This is a genomic window from Streptosporangium sp. DT93 (assembly GCF_049844535.1).
Lineage (GTDB): Bacteria > Actinomycetota > Actinomycetes > Streptosporangiales > Streptosporangiaceae > Streptosporangium.
This window is the reverse complement of sequence record NZ_JBNCLF010000036.1, coordinates 1-21,829: the sequence shown is the minus strand read 5'-3', so window position 1 is coordinate 21,829 and position 21,829 is coordinate 1. Positions and strand designations below refer to the sequence as shown.

The 21,829-nt window shown below is 70.4% G+C and carries 19 protein-coding genes; 13 read left to right on the top strand and 6 right to left on the bottom strand.

The window, feature by feature from the left end; translation table 11 throughout:
* The first annotated feature begins 17 nt into the window (after window positions 1–17).
* From ACLQ2R_RS39010 to ACLQ2R_RS39000, 3 genes are all read left to right on the top strand, one after another.
* A complete protein-coding gene (locus ACLQ2R_RS39010; protein ID WP_425966457.1) occupies window positions 18–566 on the top strand; it encodes a Zn-ribbon domain-containing OB-fold protein in 549 nt (182 codons plus the stop codon).
* The gene (locus ACLQ2R_RS39005; protein WP_425966456.1) at window positions 563–1,750 is read left to right on the top strand and encodes a lipid-transfer protein; all 1,188 of its coding nucleotides are present in this window, start codon (window positions 563–565) and stop codon (window positions 1,748–1,750) included. Before ACLQ2R_RS39010 ends, ACLQ2R_RS39005 begins: the two co-directional genes overlap by 4 nt.
* Window positions 1,751–1,882: 132 nt before the next feature.
* A complete protein-coding gene (locus ACLQ2R_RS39000; RefSeq protein WP_425966455.1) occupies window positions 1,883–2,377 on the top strand; it encodes a hypothetical protein in 495 nt (164 codons plus the stop codon).
* Between the two features lie 213 nt (window positions 2,378–2,590).
* Here ACLQ2R_RS39000 and ACLQ2R_RS38995 read toward each other — a convergent pair whose 3' ends face one another.
* The 5 genes from ACLQ2R_RS38995 to ACLQ2R_RS38975 all read right to left on the bottom strand — a co-directional run bounded on the left by ACLQ2R_RS38995 (window position 2,591) and on the right by ACLQ2R_RS38975 (window position 8,273).
* On the bottom strand, window positions 2,591–3,604 hold the full coding sequence (locus tag ACLQ2R_RS38995; RefSeq protein WP_425966454.1) for an ABC transporter ATP-binding protein: 1,014 nt from the start codon (window positions 3,602–3,604) through the stop codon (window positions 2,591–2,593).
* Window positions 3,588–4,601, bottom strand: a complete 1,014-nt coding sequence (locus ACLQ2R_RS38990) for an ABC transporter ATP-binding protein (RefSeq protein WP_425966466.1) — start codon at window positions 4,599–4,601, stop codon at window positions 3,588–3,590. The genes ACLQ2R_RS38995 and ACLQ2R_RS38990 overlap by 17 nt, the downstream gene beginning before the upstream one ends.
* Window positions 4,602–4,660: 59 nt before the next feature.
* Window positions 4,661–5,593 carry an ABC transporter permease gene (locus tag ACLQ2R_RS38985; RefSeq protein ID WP_425966453.1) on the bottom strand — a complete coding sequence of 311 codons (933 nt, stop codon included), beginning with the start codon at window positions 5,591–5,593 and terminating at the stop codon, window positions 4,661–4,663.
* A complete protein-coding gene (locus tag ACLQ2R_RS38980; protein WP_425966452.1) occupies window positions 5,586–6,524 on the bottom strand; it encodes an ABC transporter permease in 939 nt (312 codons plus the stop codon). Before ACLQ2R_RS38980 ends, ACLQ2R_RS38985 begins: the two co-directional genes overlap by 8 nt.
* A 117-nt stretch (window positions 6,525–6,641) precedes the next feature.
* On the bottom strand, window positions 6,642–8,273 hold the full coding sequence (locus tag ACLQ2R_RS38975) for a peptide ABC transporter substrate-binding protein (protein WP_425966451.1): 1,632 nt from the start codon (window positions 8,271–8,273) through the stop codon (window positions 6,642–6,644).
* Window positions 8,274–8,774: 501 nt separating this feature from the next.
* Between ACLQ2R_RS38975 and ACLQ2R_RS38970 the strand changes: the two genes are divergently transcribed.
* The 9 genes from ACLQ2R_RS38970 (at window position 8,775) to ACLQ2R_RS38930 (ending at window position 19,902) form a co-directional block, all read left to right on the top strand.
* Complete coding sequence (locus tag ACLQ2R_RS38970; protein ID WP_425966450.1) at window positions 8,775–9,716, top strand: ABC transporter permease; 942 nt, start codon at window positions 8,775–8,777, stop codon at window positions 9,714–9,716.
* Complete coding sequence (locus tag ACLQ2R_RS38965) at window positions 9,709–10,572, top strand: ABC transporter ATP-binding protein (protein WP_386246394.1); 864 nt, start codon at window positions 9,709–9,711, stop codon at window positions 10,570–10,572. The genes ACLQ2R_RS38970 and ACLQ2R_RS38965 overlap by 8 nt, the downstream gene beginning before the upstream one ends.
* 89 nt (window positions 10,573–10,661) lie before the next feature.
* A complete protein-coding gene (locus ACLQ2R_RS38960; RefSeq protein WP_425966449.1) occupies window positions 10,662–11,207 on the top strand; it encodes a YbhB/YbcL family Raf kinase inhibitor-like protein in 546 nt (181 codons plus the stop codon).
* A 192-nt stretch (window positions 11,208–11,399) separates the two neighbouring features.
* On the top strand, window positions 11,400–11,603 hold the full coding sequence (locus ACLQ2R_RS38955; RefSeq protein ID WP_425966448.1) for a hypothetical protein: 204 nt from the start codon (window positions 11,400–11,402) through the stop codon (window positions 11,601–11,603).
* Between the two features lie 435 nt (window positions 11,604–12,038).
* The gene (locus tag ACLQ2R_RS38950; RefSeq protein ID WP_425966447.1) at window positions 12,039–12,641 is read left to right on the top strand and encodes a DUF1707 SHOCT-like domain-containing protein; all 603 of its coding nucleotides are present in this window, start codon (window positions 12,039–12,041) and stop codon (window positions 12,639–12,641) included.
* 344 nt (window positions 12,642–12,985) lie between these two features.
* Entirely contained in the window at window positions 12,986–14,020 is a 1,035-nt protein-coding gene (gene plsX / locus ACLQ2R_RS38945; RefSeq protein ID WP_425966446.1) for a phosphate acyltransferase PlsX, read from the top strand.
* Between the two features lie 281 nt (window positions 14,021–14,301).
* Complete coding sequence (locus ACLQ2R_RS38940; protein WP_425966445.1) at window positions 14,302–16,635, top strand: HAD-IC family P-type ATPase; 2,334 nt, start codon at window positions 14,302–14,304, stop codon at window positions 16,633–16,635.
* Between the two features lie 43 nt (window positions 16,636–16,678).
* Complete coding sequence (gene argS, locus ACLQ2R_RS38935) at window positions 16,679–18,433, top strand: arginine--tRNA ligase (protein ID WP_425966444.1); 1,755 nt, start codon at window positions 16,679–16,681, stop codon at window positions 18,431–18,433.
* A gap of 143 nt (window positions 18,434–18,576) precedes the next feature.
* Window positions 18,577–19,902, top strand: coding sequence for a hypothetical protein (locus ACLQ2R_RS38930; RefSeq protein ID WP_425966443.1), 1,326 nt, complete (start codon window positions 18,577–18,579; stop codon window positions 19,900–19,902).
* Window positions 19,903–19,932: 30 nt separating this feature from the next.
* Here ACLQ2R_RS38930 and ACLQ2R_RS38925 read toward each other — a convergent pair whose 3' ends face one another.
* Window positions 19,933–20,325 (bottom strand): cell division protein SepF, encoded by a 393-nt coding sequence (locus ACLQ2R_RS38925; RefSeq protein WP_386246417.1) that lies wholly within the window; start codon window positions 20,323–20,325, stop codon window positions 19,933–19,935.
* A 206-nt stretch (window positions 20,326–20,531) separates the two neighbouring features.
* On the opposite strand from ACLQ2R_RS38925, the gene ACLQ2R_RS38920 reads away from it, so the two are divergent.
* Window positions 20,532–21,326: a PhzF family phenazine biosynthesis protein gene (locus tag ACLQ2R_RS38920; RefSeq protein ID WP_425966442.1), complete on the top strand. Its 795-nt coding sequence runs from the start codon at window positions 20,532–20,534 to the stop codon at window positions 21,324–21,326.
* The last annotated feature ends 503 nt before the right edge of the window (window positions 21,327–21,829 follow it).

The following is a 21,829-nucleotide window of genomic DNA, read 5'->3' as shown; positions in this document are numbered from 1 at the left end:
TGTGTACTATCGGCCCTATGACCGCACCCGCGATCGACGGCTGGTTCACCGTGGACGACGGTGTCGCGTACCTGCTCGGCACCGCCTGCGACCGCTGCCGGACCGTCCACTTCCCACCCCGGACGGGTTTCTGTCACAACCCGTACTGCGACGGCGAGAACCTGGCGCGGGTGCGCCTGCCGCGCCGGGGCACCGTGTGGTCGTACACGAACGCCCGCTACCCGCCCCCCGCCCCGTTCGTGTCCGCCGACCCCTACGTCCCGGTCACCCTGGCCGCGGTGGAGCTGGACGGCGCCGGGATCGTCGTGCTCGGCCAGGTGAGGGACCTGACCGTGGACGACCTGCGCGTGGGCATGGAGCTGGAGCTCACGACGGGGACGCTCGCCGACGGGCCCGAGGTGTGGATGTGGGGTGCCCCGGCCACCGATCCGCCCGATCTGCCCGGTTCACCCGGCTCGCCTGGCCCCGCGACTCAGACCGGTCCGCCCGGTCCGCCCGGTCCCGCGAATCGGACCGGCCCGGTGAGTCCGGCCGGCCCCCCGGCGCAGGACGGGCGTACGGCATGAGCGACGTCGTCGTCCTCGGCGCCGGGATGCACGCCTGGGGCAAGCGGGGGCGGCCGTTCGCCGAGTACGGGGTGGCGGCCGCCCGCGACGCCCTGCGCGACGCCGGCGTGGACTGGGCCGACGTGCCGTTCCTCGTCGGCGCCGGGACCATCAGGAACGGCTACCCCGGTTTCGTGCCCGGTGCCACCTTCGCGCGGGCCCTGGGGTGGAACGGGGCGCGCATCGCCTCCTGCTACGCGGCGTGCGCGTCGGGCGCGCAGGCCCTGGAGACCGCCAGGACCCGCATCCTGGCGGGCCTGTGCGACGTGGCGATGGTGGTCGGCGCGGACTCCACCCCCAAGGGGTTCCTGGCGCCGGTGAGCGGCGAGCGTCCCGACGACCCCGACTGGCTCCGCTTCCGGCTGCTCGGGGCCACCAACCCGGCCTACTTCGCGCTCTACGCGCGCCGGCGGATGGCCCTGTACGGCGACACCGCCGAGGACTTCGCCGCCGTCAAGGTGAAGAACGCCCTGGCCGGGTCCCTGAACGCGAACGCCCGCTACCGCGCGACCGTCACCGCCGAGCAGGTGCTCGCCTCCCCCGTGGTCGCCGACCCGCTGCGGCTGATGGACATCTGCGCCACCTCCGACGGCGGCGCGGCCCTGGTCCTGGCCTCGGCCGGGTACGCCCGCCGCCACGGCGTGAGCCGCCCGGTACGGCTCGCGGCCGTCTCCACGGTGACGCCGTCCTTCCCCGGCACCGTGCTCGAACTGCCGGAGTTCGCCACCGACTCCACCGCGGCGGTACCCGCCCCGTCGCGGCCCTTCCGGGCCTCCATCGCCCACGCCGCCTACGAGGAGGCGTCCCTGGGCCCCGGTGACCTGTCGCTGGCCGAGGTGTACGACCTGTCGACCGCGCTGGAGCTCGACTGGATCGAGGACATCGGCCTGTGCCCGCGCGGTGAGGCGGCCGGGCTGCTGCGCGCCGGGGACACCGCCCTCGGCGGCCGGGTCCCGGTGAACCCCTCCGGGGGCCTCGCCTCCTTCGGCGAGGCCGTACCGGCCCAGGCCATCGCCCAGGTGTGCGAGCTGACCTGGCAGCTACGGGGGACGGCGGGCGCACGTCAGGTGCGGGGGGCCCGGATCGGGCTGGCGATCAATCAGGGCCTGTTCGGACACGGCTCCGCGATCATTACCACAACCTGACCATTCTTGACCCTCCAGAAAGCATGTCGCTGGATAGCCTCACTCTCGTTACTTTGAGTAGCCGCGTGCAGACGGTCCGTTCAAAAGGGCTCACAACACTGCCGCGACGATTTCCTTCCAGGGGGAACCACAATGATTCGTCGTCTTCTCATCACCTCCGCGTGTGTCGGCATCGCCGTCATCGCACCGGCCGCGGCCGCGTCCGCCGCCACCTCCTCGACGGCCTCCAAGGCCGCCGTCGCCTCGGTGGCGCAGGCCACCAAGGCCGTCAAGTCCAAGGCCGACTGCTGCGGCGGCGTCGTCGCCCTTCCTGTCGTCTGCCCGCCCGTCGTCGTTCCCACCGTCCTCGCGTCCGGCTGCGGCGGCGTCCTCGCCGGCGGCGTGTACGGCGGCGGCGTCTACGGCGGGGGCGTCTACGGGGGCGGCGTGTACGGCGGCGGCGTCTACGGCGGCGGCGGCTACTACGGTGGCGGCGGCGGCTACTACGGTGGCGGTGGCGGCTTCGGCCGTGGCGGCAACAACATCGGCGGTGGCGGCAACATCATCAGCAGCGGCAGCGGCACCGGCCACGGTGTCGGCATCGGTGGCCTCGTCGGCATCGGCGGCGTCGGCGTCGACATCCTCTAGTACGCGCTCTGACACACCGGGGACTCCGCGGTAGGTCAGACGGGGCGCGGCCCCCACCCGTCACGGGTGGGGGCCGCGCCTTCCGGCGTTCGCCCCGTCTTCCGGCGTTCGCCCCGTCTTCCGGCGTTCGCCACACCTTGCGACGCGTCGCGTCTCCCGACCCGTCGCGTCTCCCGGCGCACGCCCTTTCACCGGCGCGCACCACGCCGTCGCTCAGATGTGGATCACGTCGTGGGTCTCGGCGAAGTGGCAGGCGCTCGCGTGCGCGGTACCGGGCCTGACCACCAGCGCCGGCTCCTCGACGGCGCAGATCTCCTCGGCCTTCCAGCACCGGGTACGGAACCGGCAGCCCGACGGCGGATCGGCCGGGGAGGGCGGGTCCCCCTGCAGGATGATCCGCTCGCGCCGCTCGCGCCCCTCGGGGTCGGGCACCGGCACGGCCGACAGCAGCGCCTGCGTGTAGGGGTGGGCCGGCCGGTCGTAGATCTCGACGTCCTTGCCCAGCTCGACCAGCTTGCCGAGGTACATCACCCCGACCCGGTCGGAGATGTGCCGCACCACCGACAGGTCGTGGGCGATGAAGACGTACGCCAGGCCGAACTCGTCCTGCAGCCGCTCCAGCAGGTTGACGACCTGTGCCTGGATCGACACGTCCAGCGCGGAGACCGGCTCGTCACAGACGATGATCTCCGGCTGGAGCGCCAGCCCCCGGGCGATGCCGATGCGCTGGCGCTGGCCGCCGGAGAACTGGTGCGGGTAGCGGTGGATGTGCTGGGGGTCCAGGCCCACCACCTCCAGCAGCTCCTGCACCCTGCGGCGCCGGTCCCCCTTGGGGGCGACCTCGCTGTGGATCTCGAACGGCTCCCCGATGATGTCGCCCACGGTCATGCGGGGGTTCAGCGAGGTGTAGGGGTCCTGCATCACCATCTGGATGTTGCGGCGGACCCGCTTGAGGTTGGCGCCCCTGGCGCGGGCGATCTCCTGGCCGTTGATCCGCACCGAGCCCGACGTCGGCCGCTCCAGGGCCATCAGCAGCTTGGCCAGGGTGGACTTGCCGCAGCCGGACTCCCCCACGATGCCCAGCGTCTCGCCCCGGCGCAGGTCGAAGGAGACCCCGTCGACGGCCTTGATCGCGCCGATCTGCTTGCGCAGGATCACGCCCTGGGTCAGCGGGAAGTGCTTGACCAGGTCACGGACCTCGAGAATCGGCTCACCCGTGGCTGCCATCGAGGACCTCCCTCCAGTAGTGACACGCACTGCTCCGCGCCGGGTCGATCTGGTACAGCGGTGGCGGGTCGGTGACGCAGTTGTCCTGACGGTACGGGCAGCGGGGGTGGAAGGAACACCCCGAGGGCATGTCGAGCAGGTTCGGCGGCATGCCCTTGATCGCGTAGAGCTCCTGCCCCTTCAGGTCGACCCGGGGGATCGAGTCGAGCAGCCCCTTGGCGTACGGGTGGGCGGGGGCGCGGTAGATGTCGTGCACCGGGGCGTGTTCCACGATCCGCCCGCCGTACATGACCGCGATCCTGTCGGCGACGTCGGCCACCACGCCGAGGTCGTGGGTGATCAGGATCAGGCCCATGTCGCTCTCCCGGCGCAGCTCGGCCAGGAGTTCCATGATCTGGGCCTGCACCGTCACGTCGAGCGCGGTGGTCGGCTCGTCGGCGATCAGCACCTCCGGGTCCAGCGCGATCGACATCGCGATCATGATGCGCTGGCGCATCCCGCCGGAGAACTGATGGGGGTAGTCGTTCACCCGCTGGGCCGCGGCCGGGATACGGACCCGGTCCATCAGCTCGATCGCCTTCTTCTGGGCGTCGCGCCGGGACATGCCCCGGTGCACCCGGAACATCTCGCCGATCTGGGCCCCGACGGTGAACACCGGGTTCAGCGAGGAGAGCGCGTCCTGGAAGATCATCGCGATCCTCCGGCCGCGGATCTGGGAGCGGGAGTCCTCGGACATCGCGAGCAGGTCGGTGCCCCGGAAGCGGATCTCGCCCTGGGGGATGCGGGCCGGCGGCATGTCGAGCAGGCCCATGATCGCCTGCGCGGTCACCGACTTGCCCGAGCCGGACTCGCCGAGCACGGCGAGGGTCTCCCCGGGGCTCAGCGAGTAGCTGACCCCGTTGACCGCCTTGAGCACGCCCTGCCTGGTCACGAACTCCACGTGCAGGTCCTCGACGACGAGCAGCGGCTCGCCGCCCGCCGTGTCCCTGGACGGCACCACCGAGGTCTTCGAGGTCGTCGAGGCCGACGAGGTCGCAGTCTTCTTCACGGGTCCCCCTACCGCAGCTTCGGGTCGAGGGCGTCGCGGACGGCGTCACCCAGCATGATGAAGGCCAGCACCGTCAGGCTCAGGAAGAGCGCCGGGAAGAGCAGCGCCCAGGGGGCCTCCAGGAAGCGCTCCCTGGCGTCGGCGATCATGAGTCCCCACGAGATGTCCGGCGAGCGCAGGCCCACGCCGAGGAAGGAGAGCCCGGCCTCGGCGGCGATGAAGTACCCCAGGTTGATCGTGGCGACCACGATCACCGCGGCGACCGCGTTCGGCAGGATGTGACGGAACATGATCCTCGGCGTCGAGGCGCCGAGCGCCCGCGCCGCGACCACGTAGTCCTGGCTCTTGGCGGTGATCACCGCGGCCCGCATGATCCGGTACGTCATCGGCCAGGTCAGCACCGCCAGCGCGATCATGACCGTCCACACGTTGCCGGTCCTGAAGACCGCCAGGATGAGCAGGGCGCCCAGGATCGACGGGATCGCGAAGAAGATCTCCGCGAGCCGGGAGAACCCGGTGTCCAGCCACCCTCCGGCGAACCCTCCGAACAGGCCGAGCATGCCGCCCACCAGCGCGGTGACGATCGTGGTGGTCAGGCCGACCACGATCGAGTTGCGGGCGCCGTAGACGGTGCGGGCGTAGACGTCGCAGCCCTGGTTGTCGGTGCCGAACCAGTGCAGCTCGCCCATGCTCTGACGGGCGTCGGAGAGCGGGCAGGACGCGGCGTCGAAGGGGTTCACCGAGGTGAAGAGCGAGGGGACGACCGCCATGGCGACCAGGACGCCGATGAGGAAGGACGCCCCGATGAAGAGCGGCCTTCGGCGCAGGTCGTACCAGGCGTCGTTCCACAGGCTGGCGGCCTTGGGCGCGGAGCCCCTGCCCTTCCGGCCTGGCTGGGGTGTCCCGGTCTGCCCACCGGCCGGGATGAGGGTGTCACTCATAGCGGATCCTCGGGTCGAGCACGGCGTAGAGCAGGTCGACGACCAGGTTGGCCAGGATGTAGATCAGTACGAGCACGGTCACGATACCGACGACGACGGGTTGTTCCCGCAGGTAGACGGAGCTGAACAGCTGCTGGCCGATCCCCGGCAGGTTGAAGATCGTCTCGGTGATCACCGCGCCGCCCATCAGCGCGCCGAGGTCGGCGCCCAGGTAGGTCACCAGCGGGATCAGCGCGTTGCGCAGCGCGTGCCGCCCGACGACCCTGCGGCGCGGCAGGCCCTTGGCCACCGCGGTGCGGATGTAGTCGGCGCGCAGGATCTCCACCAGGCTGCCCCGGGTGAGACGGGTGAGGTAGGCGATCGACGTCCCGGCGAGCACGAACCCGGGCAGCAGGTAGCTGCGCCAGCCCTCCGACACGCCCGCGACCGGGAAGAGGTCGAGCCCCGCCTGCTTGAGCTTCACGCCCAGCAGGAGCTGCAGCACGAACCCGGTGACCAGCGTGGGGATCGAGATGAGCACCAGCGTGGAGGCGAGGATCATCGAGTCCACGGGACGGCCGCGGCGCAGCGCCGCGTACGTGCCGAGACCGATGCCGATCACGGCCTCCAGCACCAGGGCGGTCATCGCCAGGTTGACGGTCACCTGGAACTTGCCCGCCATGATCTCGCTCACCCGCACCCCGCTGAAGGTGGTGCCGAAGTCACCGCTGAACAGGCCGGTGATGTAGTACCAGTACTGCACCAGGAACGGGTCGTTCAGGTGGTACTGCTCGCGCAGGATGTTGACGATGTTGGGATCGATGCGCTTCTCGCCCGCCAGCGCCGCGATGGGATCACCGGGCAGCGCGAAGACGATGGCGTAGATGAGCAGGGTGGAACCCAGCAGGACTGGTATCGCCTGGATCAGACGCCTAAGGATGTAACGGCCCATTCAAGTCTCCCGTACGTGCCCGGGACCGGTCTCGCGTACCGGCGGATCGCGCGGTGCCGCGGGACCGATCCCGGGCGGCCAGTGAGGCCGGGCTCCCACCCGGCGCTCGGCCGTTCGTCAGCCGGTCTTCTCCACCTGGTCCCACTCGATCTGGTTGAGGAGGTTGACCTTGACGCCCTTGACCTTCTGGGAGAAGGCGGCGTTGGTCCGGTAGAAGTACACCGGGATGTAGGGCAGTTCCTTGATCAGCACGTCGTCGGCCTGCTGGTAGAACTTCAGGCTCTCCTCCATCGTCGCGGCGGTGTCGCCCTTGACGAGGAGCTCGTCGAACTCCTTGTTCGACCAGCCGGCGTAGTTGGAGCCGGTCTTGATCGCGACCGTGGAGAAGATCGGGGTCAGGTAGTTCTCCGCCGACGGGTAGTCGATCGCCCAGCCCATCCGGAACAGGCCGCCGTAGGTCTTCTTGTCGAGCTCGTCGAGGACGGTGGCGAACTTCTCGAAGGGCTTGACCGCGACCTCGATGCCGAGGTTGGCGCGGAGGTTGTTGGCGACCGCCTCGATCCACTCCTTGTGCGGGCCGTCGGAGTTGTAGCCCAGCTCCAGCGTCTTGGGACCGCCCGCCTCGGCGTACTGGGCCTTGGCCTTGGCAGGGTCGTAGGCGCAGGCCGCGCAGGCGCCGGCGCGGTAGCCCTCCAGCAGGGGGTTGATGAAGTCGTCCGCGGGGGCGCGGGTGCCGGAGAAGACCGTGTCGGCGATGGTCTTGCGGTCGATCGCCATGGAGACGGCCTCGCGGACCCTCACGTCCGAGTACGTCTTGTTGTACTGCAGGGGGAAGCCGATGTAGCCGACGCCCGCGTCGGGCTCGTCCATGTAGCGCTCGCCGAACTCCGTCTTGGCGCGGGAGATCGCCGACGGGGGGAGCGAGTCGTGGATGTCGAGGTTGTCGGCGGCCAGGTCGTTGAACGCCGTCTCCTGGCTCGTGTAGAGCTTGAACTGGAGCTTGGTGAACTTGGGCTTGCTGCCGGTGAACTCGTCGTACCGGGTGAGGTCGATCGTCTGGTCGGTGCCCTTGTTGTAGGGCTTGTCGATCTTGAACGCGCCCTGGCCGATCGGCTTCTTGGCGTACTCCTCGGTGACCTTGCCGTCGGCGCCGAAGGCGGCCTTGGGCAGCGGGTAGAACGCCGTGTAGCCGAGCATCGTCTTGAACTGCGAGAACGGCTGGGTGAGGGTGACGGTGAAGGTGCTCTCGTCGACGACCTTCAGGCCCTTCATCTCCTTGGTGGAGACGGTCTTGCCCTCGCCGGGGTTCAGGTCGGCCCAGCCGTCGATCCGGCTGAAGAATCCGTTGGCGCCCTGCACGTTGTCCTGGTTGGCCGCGTAGTTCCAGGCGTCGACGTAGTTCTGCGCGATCACCTTCTCGCCGTTGTGCCAGGTGTAGCCGGGCTTGAGCTTGATCGTCCAGACCTTGTTGTCGGTCGTCTCGATCGACTCGGCGGACTCCTCGACGACCTGCTTCTCCTCGTTGTAGCTGACCAGCGCCGAGAAGAGCGACGCCAGGACCTCGGCACCCTCGGACTCGGTGGTGTCACCGGGGTAGAAGAGCTTCTGCGGCTCCCCCAGCTCCATCCGAACCGGCAGGTCGGCCGCTGCCGATCCTCCGCCCGCGGGCTCCGTGCTGCCACAGGCGGCCAGAGCGAGGGCGAGCAGCGCGGAGCCGGCGGCGAACCGCGCACTCTTGGTAACACGCATTACGGTAAATCCTCCCTTTGCAGGCTTACGCCGGCACTGAGATCCGGTAACCGGGCACCGTGAAGGAGGATCTTGTGGTCCCTGCTTCCCGCTGGTCCGGTTCGGGTGCTGACGCCACACCGATCGGTCGCGACTATTCCTCACCGCTTCATACCGGCTTGTATCTGAGATGTTGCAGTTAGGTCACGCATACGGGGATCCGACGTCACATGTCCGCCACCTGGGTGAATCCGGGGTCTCGGTTTCCTGTGAATCCGACATATGATCCCACATGGTGCGTCAACGGCTATGTCAAAACACTCCCTGATACTGGGCTCAATGCCCATTACCTACCCTTGACTCTTCCCCGGGGCCGCGCTGCCCCTTCCGCCCCGGCGCCGGTCGGTCACCGACGAACCGCACAATTGCCGTGGAACCTCCGGCCGGGGGAGGCCGTCCAATGTGAGCAGCGGCAGACCGCCGCAGGCACTTCATCCACTCACATCCAATAGAGTCCTTGCCATGAGCCAGCCGGAATCCGCGATCGCGGACGCCCAGGCGGGCGGCCCGAAGAACGGCAACCCCTCTCAGGGGCAGGAGCCGCTGGCCAAGCTCGCCGCGCGTTACGGACTTCGGCGTGCCATCGCACGCCCCAGTCTGCCCGTCTACCTGCGTCAGCTGTGGGAACGGCGTCACTTCATCACGACGTACGCCACCTCCCGCAACGTCTCGAAGTACAGCAACTCCGCCCTGGGGCAGCTGTGGCAGGTCGTCACGCCACTGCTGAACGCCGCGATCTACTTCCTGATGTTCGGCCTGATCCTCGGCGCGAACAAGGACATCGAGAACTACCCGGCCTTCCTCATCACCGGGATGTTCGTCTTCACCTACACCCAGCGCTCGGTGAGCGGCGGCGCCAGGGCGATCTCCGGCAACCTGTCGCTGATCCGCGCCCTGCACTTCCCCCGGGCCGCGCTCCCGCTGGCCTACACGATCCAGGAGTTCCAGCAGCTGCTGATCTCCATGGGCGTGCTGTTCGGCCTGGTGCTGATCACCAAGGAACCGATCACCTGGTACTGGCTGCTCATCCCGGTCGCCCTGGCGCTGCAGACGATGTTCAACGTCGGCGCCAGCCTGGTCCTGGCCCGCGTCGGCGCCACCGCCCGCGACCTGAACCAGCTCCTGCCCTTCATCATGCGCACCTGGCTGTACGCCTCCGGCGTGTTCTTCTCCATCGAGGACAAGGTCGTGGGCCCCGACGGCGCCGGTCTGCCCCAGTGGGTCGCCGACGTCATGTACTTCAACCCCGCCGCCGCGTACATCGAGCTCATGCGCGACCTGCTCATGCAGACCCACGACCCCCGCCCCTACATCTGGGGCGTCTGCGTATTCTGGGCGGTGTTCGCTCTGCTCGGCGGCTTCTGGTACTTCTGGCGAGCCGAGGAGAAGTACGGACGTGGCTGAGTTGACCGAGGAGCTGTCCGGAGTGAAGGCCGAGGAGCCGGCCGTGCCCAGCACGGACGTCAGGGTGCATCCCGCGCCGGAACCCGCCGCCCCCGGCGGCCCCGCCGCCGAGGAGACCCCGACGGTCATCGTCGACGACCTGCACATCATCTACCGGGTGTACGGGGCCGCCAGCGACACCGAGAAGGGCAACGCGGTCAACGCCCTCATGCGCCTCGTCAAGCGCCAGGGACGCCCGCAGATGAAGGAGGTGCACGCCGTCCGCGGCGTGTCCTTCGTGGCCCGCCACGGTGACGCCATCGGCATCGTGGGCCGCAACGGCTCCGGCAAGTCCACCCTGCTGCGCGCCATCGCCGGACTCCTGCCCCCGCACTCCGGCGCGGTCTACACCGACGGTCAGCCCTCCCTGCTGGGCGTCAACGCCGCGCTGATGCGCGAGCTGACCGGGGAGCGCAACATCGTCCTCGGCTGCTACGCGATGGGCATGAACCCCGCCCAGGTCAAGGAGACCTACGACGACATCGTCGACTTCTCCGGCATCGGGGAGTTCGTGCAGTTCCCCATGTCGACCTACTCCTCCGGCATGGGCGCCAGGCTCCGCTTCGCCATCGCCTCGGCCAAGTCCCACGACGTGCTGCTCATCGACGAGGCCCTGGCCACCGGCGACCGCGAGTTCCGGCGCAAGAGCCAGGACCGCATCAAGAAGATGCGCGACCAGGCCGGCACCGTCTTCCTGGTGGCGCACAACCTGGACGTGATCGAGGAGACCTGCAACCGGGTCATCTGGCTGCACAAGGGCAAGATCAGGATGGACGGCGACCCGCAGACGGTCCTGGCCGCCTACAACAAGGTCTGACCGCACGAGAGGCCGGCCCGGCCGCTACGGGCCCGATCACGGGGCAGGATGAGGAGCGACCGACAAGACGCTCCCATCGGAGGTGAATCGTGTCCGTGCGGCCACCGATTCCGTATGACTTCCTGCCCCCTGTCCCCGCCCTGACCGTCGAGAGCGACGACGTGCGCGACGGCGAGCGCCTGGCCGAGACCCACGTGTTCGACGACTGGGGTGCCACCGGCCAGAACGTCTCCCCGCACCTGCGCTGGTCCGGCGCCCCCGAGGGCACCCTCGGCTACGCCGTGACGTGCTTCGACCCGGACGCGCCCACCGGCAGCGGGTTCTGGCACTGGCTGCTGTTCGACATCCCCGCAGGCACCACCGAACTGCCCGCGGGCGCGGGCACGGCCGACACGACCGCGGGCGTGCACGGCCGCAACGACTACGGCACACGCGCCTACGGCGGCGCCGCCCCGCCCCCCGGCCCCCCGCACCGCTACATCTTCGCGGTACACGCCCTCGACGTGGAGAAACTCGGCCTCGACGCCGACGCCTCTCCCGCCGTGGTGGGCTTCAACATCACCGCCCACACCCTCGCTCGCGGCTACGTCACCCCCGAGTTCGGCGTCGACGGCGACGCCGGCGCGTCGAGCTGAGATCGCCTCGGCGGAGGCCGTCCCGCCGCGATGAGTGGGCAGGTGCCCACCTTGGAGCTCTCCGGGGTGGGCCCCCCGGGGTTCGGGTGAGGGCCCCCCGGGGTTCGGGTGAGGGCCCCCCGGGGTTCGGGTGAGGTGACACGGGGGGCAATGGACTGACAGCGTGTTCGGTGTTCCGGTATGATTCGAACGTTGTTTCGATCCGAGGAAGCCGTCATGGAGTGGGGGCGCGCGATGCGAGAGCTGTCCACCGCGATCGATCACCTGTCCGTCGAGGATCCGTCCGAGATTCCGCGTCTCCAGCTCACCCAGCAGCTCATCGAGCTGCACTGGCAGATGGCCAGACTTCAGGCCGAGATCGCCCGCCGGACCTCGGTACGCAGTCCAGGACACTGAGCGGGACACCCAGCAGGACACCGGGGGGTGCGGCGGCCGGCGACGGCCGACAACGGCCGTTGCCGGCCACCGCACCCCTCTCCCTCTCTCCGCCCGCCACGACGGGGCGCTGGAGGCCACCGCCCCGATTCACCCCGAGCCGGACGCCTTTCCCCTCCCCTCGCCCCGCCACGATGGGGCGTTGGAGGCCGCCCCGATCGCCCCCGAGCCGGATGCCGTCTTCCTTCGCTTCCCCACGGCGGGGCGGGGCGGACGAGGTCACCCCCGGGACCGTCACGACGGGATCGCCGTTCACCCGCCCCCGAATCGCCATCGCGATATATCGCGCTTAGTCATAGAATGACTTCCATGACGCCCCACACCCCCGTCCCACACGTTCCGGCCCCCGCCCCGGCCCCCGTCCCCGCCTCCCGCGCGCCCCAGGGTGTCGCCCGCGTGTCCGAGACCGTCGCCATGCGCGCCTCCGACGCCGACCGTGACCGGGTGGCCGCGCTGCTGGCGGAGGAGTTCGCCACCGGCCGGCTGACCAGCGTCGAGCACGCCGACCGCCTGGAGGCCGCCTACTCCGCCGTCACCGTCGACGACCTCGTCCCCCTCACCCGGGACCTGCCGGCTCTCACCACGCCCGGCCAGGGCCCGGTCACCGAGCGGCAGGAGGTCACCGCCGTCTTCAGCAAGGTCGTCCGGGGCGGGCGCTGGATCGCGGGGCGGCACACCGGCCTGAGCGTCACCTTCGGCGCCCTGATCGTCGACCTGTCCGACGCGGTGCTCCCCGGCCGGGAGATCACCCTCCAGGTCAACGCCTACTGCGGCAAGCTGATCGTCAGGGTGCCCCAGAACGCCCACGTCATCGACGAGGTGGGCGCGCTGTTCGCCAAGCGCTCCATCTCCGGCGGCGCGACAGGCGGTGCGACAGGCGGTGCGACAGGCGGCGGGGGCGAGGGTGGGCCGATCATCAGGGTCGTCGGCCGGGTCACGTTCGGAAAGGTCGTCGTCTCCCGGGAGAGAACCGACTGGAACCTCCCGCAGACCCCCTGAGCCCCTGCGCCACTTCCCCCCGTTTCCCGGGCACCCCACTGTTCTCCGACAACCGGCCGGGCACCCGTCACTCCTGGGGCACCCCACAACTCCTGGGGCACCCCACACCTCCCGGGCACCCCGCCCATTTCCCCGCCACCCCCGAGCACCCCGCCACCTCCCGAGCACCCCGCGGCTCTCCGACCGCCTCCCGGCCCCCGTGCCGCCCCCCGGGTCCACCTCCCGCTCCCCGGGTCACCCTCCCGCTCCGCGCCTCCTCCGCGACGCGGACCGGTACCCTGCGGCGCGGCCGGTACCCGGACCGGCCTACCATGCGGACAGACCATCGCGCACGAGGTGACCGCTTGCCTGAGATCGACGCTCCCGGCACCACGCCGATCGCTCTGGACGCGATGGGCGGTGACCACGCCCCCGACGAGATCGTGGCGGGTGCCGTACAGGCCGTACGCGAGCACGGGATCTCCATCGTGCTCGTCGGCGCACCCGGCCCGCTGGCCGAGGCCCTCTCCCGCCACGACGCCACCACCGAGATCCCCATCGTCCGGGCCGAGGAGGCCCTGGCCATGGACGAGGGTGCCCTCGCCAGCCTGCGCCGCCCGCGCTCCAGCATCGCCGTCGCCTGCCATCTCGTACGGCGCGGTGACGCCTGCGCCGTGGTCTCGGCCGGATCCACCGCCGGGATCGTGGCCACCGGAAAGCTCAGGCTCCGCAGCAGGCCGGGAGTGCTCAGGCCCGCCATCGCGGTGGCCCTGCCGACCCGGCCCTCCCCGACCGTGCTGCTGGACGCCGGGGCGAACGCCGAGGTCAAGCCGGAGATGCTGGTGCAGTTCGCCCATCTCGGCGCCGCGTACGCCGAGACCGCCCTCGGCGTCGAGAATCCCAGGATCGGCCTGCTGACCATCGGCAGCGAGCCGGAGAAGGGCAACAAGCTCGTCAAGCGGGCCCACGAGCTGCTGTCGGCCGCCACGGGCCTCGACTTCGTCGGCAACGTCGAGGGGCACGACCTGCTCACCCACACCGTCGACGTCATCGTCACCGACGGCTTCACCGGCAACGTGGCGCTCAAGACCATGGAGGGCAGCGTCCGCTACGCCTTCTCCGAGCTCCGCGAAACGATCAACGAGAGCCGGGCGGCCCGGATGGGCGGCCTGCTCCAGAGGAAACGGATCAGGGAGCTCCACCGGCGGCTCGACCCCGAGGTCCACGGCGGTGCCGTGCTGCTGGGGCTGAACGGCACCGTGGTCATCGCGCACGGCGCCTCCCGCGCCAAGGGCATCAGCGCCGCCTGCGTCCTCGCCGCCACGCTCGCCCACGAGGGTGTGGTGAACCGCATCGGCGAGCGCCTCTCCTCCGCGCACCGCCCGCACCGCCTCTGGTGAGGCCCCCTCACCGTCACCGCCCCCCACGGCCCCGCACGAACGCCCGCCCGCCATACCTCCCGCCCTCCGTCGAACGCCCGCCCGCCCCTGCCCCCGCACCGGATCCCCGCCGGTCACACGCCCGCTGCCCGCCGCCGCACCGGACGTCCGCCGGCCTCACGACTCGGTATCGTCCGCTTCCAGCACAGCTAGCGTGATATTTCCGTCTCATCCGGTCAGATCTCCTATCGCATTCATCGCCCCCGCGTACCCTGAATCCCAGTCGATCATCGGGGGAGCGCGTGCAGCAGGTGACGGAACCGGGGCTGACGTCGGCGCAGGTGGCCGAGCGCGTGGCCGCGGGACAGGTCAACGACGTCCGGCGCCGATCGAGCAGAACGGTCGCCGCGATCGTCAGGGCCAACGTCCTCACCCTGTTCAACGGGGTGATCGCCGTCCTCTGGGTTCTGATCATGATTTTCGGCGAGTGGCAGGACGGGCTCTTCGGCCTGGTCATCGTCGCCAACGCGGCCATCGGCATCGTCCAGGAGCTCCGCGCCAAGCGCACCCTCGACCGGCTCGCCATCGTCAACGAGTCCCCCGTCCGGGTCCGCAGGGACGGGACCGACACCGAGGTCGCGCCCCGGCAGGTCGTCCTCGGCGACCTCGTCCTCCTCGCCTCGGGCGACCAGCTGCTGGTCGACGGCGAGGTGCTGGACGCCGACGGCCTGGAGATCGACGAGTCGCTGCTCACCGGCGAGGCCGACCCGGTGCACAAGGTCCCGGGCGACGAGGTCCTGTCGGGCAGCTTCGTGGTCGCCGGCCGGGGCGGCTACGTCGCGACCCGCGTGGGCGGCGACGCCTACGCGGCCAAACTCGCCGAGGAGGCCAGCGCGTTCGGCCTGGCCCACTCCGAGCTGCGCGAGGGCGTCACCCGGTTCATCAAGTACGTGACCTGGCTGGTCGTCCCGATCGGCGCCCTGCTCACCTGGAGCCAGGTCAGCAGGGAGACCGAGATCGGCGAGGCCGTCACCGGCACGGTCGCGGGCATCGTCACCATGATTCCCGAGGGCCTGGTCCTGATGACCAGCATCGCCTTCGCCGTCGGGGTGATCCGGCTGGGCAGGCGGCGCTGCCTGGTCCAGGAGCTGCCCGCGATCGAGATCCTGGCCCGGGTCGACGTGCTCTGCCTCGACAAGACCGGCACCCTCACCTCCGGCGGCATGGAACTCGGCGAGGTCCGCCCGCTCGGCGGCGGCCTGCCCGTGGACGAGGCCCTGGGCGCGCTGGCCAACCTCGACCCCGACCCCAACCCCACCGCCCGCGCCGTCCAGGTCCGCTACCCCGACTCACCCGGCTGGACCGCCACCGCCAAGGTCGCCTTCTCCTCGGCCAGGAAGTGGAGCGGCGCCGAGTTCGACGGCCACGGCGGCTGGGTCCTGGGTGCCCCCGACGTCCTGCTGCCGCCCGGCACCCCCGCCTACACCGAGGCCGGCGCCCTCGCCGCCACCGGCCTGCGGGTGCTCGTCCTGGGCCGGGTCGCCTCGCTGCGCGACCCCGACGACCTCGGCGACATCGAGGCCGCCGCCATCGTCGTGCTCAAGCAGCGGCTCCGCCCCGAGGCGGCCGACACCCTCGCCTACTTCGCCGGCCAGCACGTCGCCGTCAAGGTCATCTCCGGCGACAACCCGGAGTCGGTGTCGGCCATCGCCACCACGCTCGGCATCCCCGGCGGGGACCGCGCGGTCGACGCCCGCACCCTGCCCGAGGACGACCCCGAGAAGCTCGCCGAGATCATGGACGCCAACACCGTCTTCGGCCGGGTCAGCCCCCACCAGAAGCGGCTCTTCGTCGGCGCGCTCCAGTCGCGCGGCCACACGGTCGCGATGACCGGCGACGGCGTCAACGACGTGCTCGCCCTCAAGGACGCCGACCTGGGCGTGGCGATGGGCTCCGGCAGCGGCGCCACCCGGGCGGTCGCCCAGATCGTGCTGATGGACGACAGCTTCGCCGGCCTGCCGTCGGTGGTGGGCGAGGGGCGGCGGGTGCTGGCCAACATCGAACGGGTCGCCGGCCTCTTCCTCACCAAGACCTTCTACGCGATCGTGCTCTCCCTGCTGACCGGGGTCATCGGGCTCGCCTTCCCGTTCGCCCCCCGCCACTCCACGCTGATCAACGCGCTGACGATCGGCATTCCCGCGTTCTTCCTGGCGCTGGCACCCAGCAACGAGCGCGCCAGGGGCGGCTTCGTGCCCCGCGTGCTCCGCCTGGCGGTCCCCTCGGGAGTGGTCTGCGCCGCCGCCGTCTACCTGTCGTACTGGATCGCCCAGAGCGGGGGCCTGTCCCTCGCCGAGAGCCGCACCTCGGCGGTGATCACGCTCTTCGTCGCCGCCTGGTCGGTGCTGGCCCTGGTCGCCCGCCCCTACGTCTGGTGGAGGGTCGCGCTGGTGGCCTCCATGGCCGGGCTGTTCGCCCTGGCCCTCGCCGTCCCGTTCGCCCGCGAGTTCTTCGCGCTCACCGTCGCCGACCCGGCCGCCGGGCTCACCGCGGCCGGTATCGGCGCCGCCGCGGGGGCCGTGCTGACGGGCGTCTTCGCGGTCGTAAGGGCCCGTGGCGGGCGGCCGTCCGCGGGCTGACAACCCCTCGGTTCCACCATCGGCCAGCCGATACCCTTGGGGCATGACCGACCCGCAACTCGAACTCACCCGGCGCGTCCAGCAGGCGCTGGCCGACGCCTTCGGCGCCGAGTACGCCGACGCAGACCCGCTGATCCGCCCCTCGCAGTTCGCCGACTACCAGGCGAACGTGGCGATGAGCCTGAGCAAGCGACTGCGACGTGCCCCGCGGGAGGTCGCCCAGGAGATCGCCGACCGCCTCACCGGCCCGGCCGCGCAGGCCACCGGCGACCCGTTCCCCGGCAGCGTCGAGGTCAGCGGGCCCGGCTTCCTCAACCTCACCCTCTCCGACGACTGGATCGCGCAGCGGGCGTCCGAGTCGCTGGCCGACCCGCGCACCGGTGTGGGGCAGGCCGCCCCGCCGCAGACCGTCGTGATCGACTACTCCGCGCCCAACGCGGCCAAGGAGATGCACGTCGGGCACCTGCGGACCACGATCGTCGGCGACGCCCTGGCCCGGGTCCACGAGCACCTGGGCAACAAGGTCGTCCGGCAGAACCACCTCGGCGACTGGGGCACGCCCTTCGGCATGCTCATCGAGCACCTGCTCGACATCGGCGAGGAGGCCGCCGTCGCCCAGCTGGAGGCCGGTGAGGGCAACGTCTACTACCAGGCGGCCCGCGCGAAGTTCGACGCCGACCCCGCGTTCAACGCCCGCGCCCGCGCCCGGGTCGTCACCCTGCAGGCCGAGGAGCCCGAGACGATGCGCCTGTGGCACATCTTCATGGGCGCCACCCTGCGCTACTTCAACAAGGTCTACCGCCAGCTCGGGGTGACGCTGACCGACGAGGACATCGCCGGCGAGAGCATGTACAACCCCATGCTCGCCCAGGTCTGCGACGAGCTCCAGGAGCGCGGCATCGCCGTGCTGAGCGACGGCGCGCTCTGCGTGTTCCCCCCCGGCTACGTCGGCCGCGAGGACCAGCCGCTCCCCTTCATGATCCGTAAGAGCGACGGCGCCTACGGCTACGCCACCACCGACATGGCCACGATCCGCCACCGGGTCGACGACCTCAAGGCCGACCGGATCCTCTACGTGATCGGCGCCACCCAGGCGCTGCACATGTCGATGCTCTTCGACTCGGCAAGGCTCGCCGGCTGGCTGCCCGACCACGTCAGGGCCGAGCACATCCAGATCGGCAGCGTGCTGGGTTCGGACGGCAAGATGTTCAAGACCAGGAGCGGAAAGTCGATCAAGCTCCTGGAGCTGCTCGACGAGGCCGAGGCACGGGCCGGCGAGGTCATCAAGGACAGGGACTACGACGACGCCGAGCGGGCCCGGATCGCGCACGCCGTCGGCATGGGCGCGGTCAAGTACGCCGACCTGTCGGTCAGCCACGACAGCGAGTACGTCTTCGACTTCGACCGCATGCTCGCCCTGACCGGCAACACCGGCCCCTACCTGCAGTACGCCCAGGCCCGCATCCGTTCCATCTTCCGCAGGGGCGGGGTCTCCCCTGCCGCGCAGACCGGGCCCATCACGCTCGGCCACCCGGCCGAACGCGCCCTGGCCCTGCGGCTCCTCGGGTTCGGCGCGGTCGTCGAGGAGATGGCGGAGAACTCGGCACCGCACAAGCTGGCCTCGTACCTCTTCGACACCGCGAGCGCCTTCACCACGTTCTTCGAGAACTGCCCGGTGCTCAGGGACGACGTCGAGGCGGACGTCCGCGCCTCCCGGCTCGCCCTGTGCGCGCTCACCCTGAGGATTCTGGAGACCGGACTGAACCTTCTCGGCGTACCGGTGCCCGAGCGCATGTAACCTGTCCACCAGATGATCGTCTTTATTGCGAAAATCGAGGCGATCGTCTGGCAAAGTCATGTTCGGCGCGCCTCCCCGCGGGGATGTCCGAAGCGCAATACGCTGGCGCGGTCATCGGTCACAACTTCGGGGAGTTCTCTGCCTTGAGCACGGACTTGACCGCGAATCCGCACGCCGAGGCCGAGTTGCGCCGCTGTGCCGATGCCCTTCTCTCCGACCTCGCCGCCGGGACCGTCCCCGCCGGGGTGCCGGCGGACCTGACCGACACCTCCGGCCACTGGCTGGCCCCGGCCGTCGAGGCGCTCGTGCTGATCATGCGTGGGGAGGACTCCCTGGAGCCCCTCGCCCGCGCCGCCCAGCGCGACGAGCGGCGGACCGCGCTCTTCCTGTGCCTCGCCCTGGCCGTCGCCGGACAGGGCGACCGCATCCACGCCTCGTGGCTCGGCACCGCCTTCGAGGAGCTGTCCCTGGACCGCCCGGTGACCCACGGCCAGCGGGCGCTCTGGCTCGCCGCCGCACGCGGCGCGTACGGACCCGCGGGCAAGATCTTCGTTCTCCGCAGGCTCGACGCGGTGGCCGCGTCCCCCGCGTCCGAACCCGACCGCTGGCTGGGCGCCCTGGTCCCCGGCGAACCCTCGACGACGACCTCCCCGGCGCTGGCCGGGTTCACGGCGCTCGCCGAGCTTCCCGAGCTGGCCGCCCCCGTACAGGCCGCGGCCCGCCTGGCCCACCTGCGCGACCGCTGCGCCGAGATCACCTCGGCCCGGGAGAGCAGGAACGGCGACGCCGCCCCCCGTCCCGACGACACGACCGTGGTGTGGAGCGAGGACGAGCCGCTGACCGTGCTCCGCCGGCTGGTGGGGGCGGACGTCCCCGAGCGACCGGCCCGCTCCCTCACCGCCCACCTTCTCGGCGACCTGCGGCCCGGTTCCCACCCCGCCCTGGCCGCCATCGCGCTCCACGTGGCCGCGCCCATCGTGCGGGCGGCGGCCGAGACCCTCACCGGCGCCACCCAGGCCGAGGCTCCGGAGTCGGTCACGGTGCCGATCCTCGGTCACCCCCTGACGCTGCGGCCCGAGGGTCCCGACCCCGAGTCGCTGGAGGCCGCCGAGAACCGCGTCACCAGCGAGGGCACACCCGTACTCGGCCGTCCCTGGGGGGCCTGGCTGCTTCTGGTCCTCGCGCCGGTGATCCTGGCGGTGGCGCTCGTGCTCCCGCTCATGCCGCTCGCCTTCCTCGCACCACTGCCGGCCGTCGGGGGTGGCTACCGGCTGTGGAACAGGCGCAGGCGCGAGCGGGCGGACGCCGAGCGTGTCGTCAGGCGGCTCGCCGAGCTCAGGGAGCAGGCCCAGGGGGCGGTATGGGCCCTGCACGAGTACGCCCGCGAGTCGGAGGCGCGGATCGGGACGGCCACCTCGGACCTCACCGAGCTCACCCGCCTGCTCCGCCGCGGACCCCGCGCCGGCTGACGGCCACCGCGGGCCGCGCCGCCGGCGGGATCAACCGTTGGTGATCTCCACCTCGGCGGGCGCCAGCAGGAAGACTTTCTCCGCGATCCGCTCGATCCGCCCCTCGCACCCGTACGCCAGTCCCGCGACGAAGTCGACCATGCGGGTGGCCTCGGCGGTGCTCATCCCGCTGACGTCCATGATGACGGTCTGGCCGTCGCGGAAGTGCTGCCCGATGACCGGTGCGTCGTTGTACTTCATCGGCGTCAGCATCACGATCCGCGAGGGCTCGTTCATGGCCTGCCAGCGCTTGGCCGCACGCTCGGAGGCGGACTGCCAGTCCTCCTCCTCGCCTTCGACCTCGTCCTCGTAGTCGTAGGCCTCGTCGTACTGCTCTGCCCCGCCCAGGCCAAGGTAGGTCGCCACCTTGCGCACTGCCCCCATCGGCTCGTCCTTTCGCCAGGACCACGCCGTGTCCGGCCTGTCCCTACACCTTGGACGGTAACCGACGACCAGAAGTTCGCCGTGCGACACGCCCAGCGCTTATTTCCACTTTGTACGGCTACCGCACTGGTTTGCCTGATCCCGACTGTGCCTGATCTCCTGCCCCGTCTTCAACCGATATCTTCGGCGCCCCTTAGCATCGAGGCATGCTCGTCTACACGGTCGATTCGTTTACCGATGAATTTTTCAAGGGTAACCCCGCCGGGGTCTGCGTACTCGGCAATCCGGCTCCTGACGCCTGGATGCAGTCCGTGGCGGCGGAGATGAGGCACTCCGAGACGGCCTTCCTGCTCGGAGGCGAGGACGGGGAACCGTACTCGCTCCGCTGGTTCACGCCGGTGACCGAGGTGGCCCTCTGTGGGCATGCGACCCTGGCCGCGGCGCATGTGCTGTATTCCACGGGAACGGTCCGAGAAACCCTCGAATTCTCAACGAAGAGTGGAATCCTGTCCGTGACCAGGGATAAATCCGGATTAATCAACATGGATTTCCCGGCAAAAGTGCTCCACGAGGTGAGTCCTCCGCCACCTCTGATCGATGCTCTCGGGATTAAACCTGTCTGGGCCGGAAAAAATGTTTGGGATTACCTCGTGGAGGTCGAGTCCGAGGACGCCGTGCTCGGCACGACCCCCGACTTCCGGGCGTTGGAGCAGGTCGAGGTGCGGGGCGTCATCGTGACGGCTCGTGCCAAGGACCCGGGGGCCGGCATCGACTACGTCTCCCGGTTCTTCGCCCCCAGGGTCGGGGTCCCGGAGGACCCGGTGACGGGTTCCGCGCACTGCGCGCTCGCGCCGTACTGGGCGTCCAAGCTGGGATCCGACACTCTCGTGGGAGCTCAGCTCTCCCGGCGCGGCGGTGTCGTCCGCACGACCGTGCGAGGTGACCGGGTCGAACTGGCCGGGCGGGCCGTGACGGTCCTGTCCGGCGAACTGCACGCCTAGAGCCCGGGTCGACGGAGGACCACACGCCGGGATCGGACCGCGGGAGCCCGCCTGTAGAAGGCGCCGGGCCATGGCCCGGTGGTCCCCGGCCGGGGAGCCGGCATGTGGTGTGTCTGTCACATGGGAAAGAGTGTCACCGAGGGGTTGAAGGGGGGTTGCAAAGGGATTGGAGGCGCCCATGGGGGTCCCGGGAGTCCTCGAAGCCCTGGAAATCTCGGGTCCCCGGGTGGACCCCGGAACCTCTGAAGTCGTGGGAATCCTTGGAATCCGGGGAGGACCAGGAGCCCGGGGAGGCCCGAAAGGCCTTGAGGCCCTGGAGGTCCCGAGGCCTCCGAAAAGCCTCGGAATCCCAAGAAGACCCGGGGAGACACTCGAAAGACTCCGGCAGCAGCAGGAGCCCAGAAATGCATGGAGCCCGGAAATGCATGAGGGCCCCCACCAACGGTGAGGGCCCTCAAGAAAAGATTGTCCGGCGGTGACCTACTCTCCCACACCGTCCCCGG

Excerpts from the sequence above, each read along its gene's own strand:
- ACLQ2R_RS39010 (WP_425966457.1), top strand. The coding sequence starts at position 18 with ATGACCGCACCCGCGATCGACGGCTGGTTCACCGTGGACGACGGTGTC.
- ACLQ2R_RS39005 (WP_425966456.1), top strand. The coding sequence starts at position 563 with ATGAGCGACGTCGTCGTCCTCGGCGCCGGGATGCACGCCTGGGGCAAG.
- ACLQ2R_RS39000 (WP_425966455.1), top strand. The coding sequence starts at position 1,883 with ATGATTCGTCGTCTTCTCATCACCTCCGCGTGTGTCGGCATCGCCGTC.
- ACLQ2R_RS38995 (WP_425966454.1), bottom strand. The coding sequence starts at position 3,604 with ATGGCAGCCACGGGTGAGCCGATTCTCGAGGTCCGTGACCTGGTCAAG.
- ACLQ2R_RS38985 (WP_425966453.1), bottom strand. The coding sequence starts at position 5,593 with ATGAGTGACACCCTCATCCCGGCCGGTGGGCAGACCGGGACACCCCAG.
- ACLQ2R_RS38980 (WP_425966452.1), bottom strand. The coding sequence starts at position 6,524 with ATGGGCCGTTACATCCTTAGGCGTCTGATCCAGGCGATACCAGTCCTG.
- ACLQ2R_RS38975 (WP_425966451.1), bottom strand. The coding sequence starts at position 8,273 with ATGCGTGTTACCAAGAGTGCGCGGTTCGCCGCCGGCTCCGCGCTGCTC.
- ACLQ2R_RS38970 (WP_425966450.1), top strand. The coding sequence starts at position 8,775 with ATGAGCCAGCCGGAATCCGCGATCGCGGACGCCCAGGCGGGCGGCCCG.
- argS (WP_425966444.1), top strand. The coding sequence starts at position 16,679 with ATGACCGACCCGCAACTCGAACTCACCCGGCGCGTCCAGCAGGCGCTG.
- ACLQ2R_RS38925 (WP_386246417.1), bottom strand. The coding sequence starts at position 20,325 with ATGGGGGCAGTGCGCAAGGTGGCGACCTACCTTGGCCTGGGCGGGGCA.
- ACLQ2R_RS38920 (WP_425966442.1), top strand. The coding sequence starts at position 20,532 with ATGCTCGTCTACACGGTCGATTCGTTTACCGATGAATTTTTCAAGGGT.